The 1,025-nt window shown below is 46.4% G+C and carries 2 protein-coding genes; one reads left to right on the forward strand and one right to left on the reverse strand.

What is annotated here, in order from left to right:
- Window positions 1-347, forward strand: a 347-nt coding sequence (traT, locus tag ACRC27_RS08160; protein ID WP_438639636.1) for a complement resistance protein TraT, incomplete at its 5' end; no start/stop codon positions are given.
- Window positions 348-564: 217 nt separating this feature from the next.
- Here traT and ACRC27_RS08165 read toward each other — a convergent pair.
- On the reverse strand, window positions 565-1,025 hold a 461-nt coding region (locus ACRC27_RS08165), incomplete at its 5' end, for an arginine deiminase family protein (RefSeq protein WP_438639637.1).

Here is a 1,025-nt window from a genome sequence, read left to right on the forward strand (position 1 = left end):
GTATCGCAGCTTATAATTCTAATTCAGCGGGTACCACGTTAGGGGTAGGTTTGGCTGCCGGTGTTATTGGTTTAGCGGCCGATACCTTGGTGGAAGATATTAACTATACCATGGTCACTGATGTTCAGATCACTGAGCGAACTAATGGTAAAGTTATGACCAATGATGTCGCGGCGCTGACACAAGGGACTTCCGGCTACAAAGTCCAAACCAGCGCAAAGGAAGAACACAAGCAAAAATACCAAACACGTGTGATCTCCAATGCCAATAAGGTGAATTTGAAGTTTGAAGAAGCCAAGCCAGTTTTAGAAAAAGAATTGGCGAATGCAATCAGCAATATCCTGTAATGGCATTGCTTTTCATGCTGATGAAAAACGCTCGGTTAATGTCTGAATAATCGAGTGCTAAAGTGAGTGTTTAAAATTAACAAGCCCAGTGGGTATTCACCTGCTGGGCTTGCTGTTTTTATTTGCGTGCAGTTGGCTATTCACTGTCGTGGTTATCACTATCAATCACTATCTATCACTATGCCACTCAAGGAGATCAACACAGTTAAACACAAAGCTAATAATCAACGGCATCACGAATGATCGGGCAGGTCATACAGTGACCACCGCCGCGACCGCGACCAAGTTCACTGCCGACAATTTCAATCACTTCAACGCCTTGTTTGCGTAATTGGGTATTGGTTTTGGTGTTACGATCGTAAGCCATCACGACCCCAGGGGCGAGGGCGACCACATTGTTACCACTGTCCCATTGTTGGCGTTCGGTATCGTAATCATTTCCTTCGGTTTCAACCACACGCAATTTTTTCAGATTCAAGGCCGCAGCGACGGCCTCGACAAAGGTGCCTTTATCGCGCTTAAGCTTCATGCCGGTGGGCCCATCAGAAGGACGCAATGAGAAGGTTTTAATTTGGTTGACGATAGCAGGATACAGCGTGACGACATCACGATCGCAGAAGGTAAATACCGTATCCAGATGCATGGCGGCACGCAGTTTGGGCATGGCGGCAATCATCA

This window comes from Plesiomonas sp. (assembly GCF_051650925.1).
In the GTDB taxonomy this organism is placed as follows: Bacteria; Pseudomonadota; Gammaproteobacteria; order Enterobacterales; family CAMTGL01; genus Plesiomonas.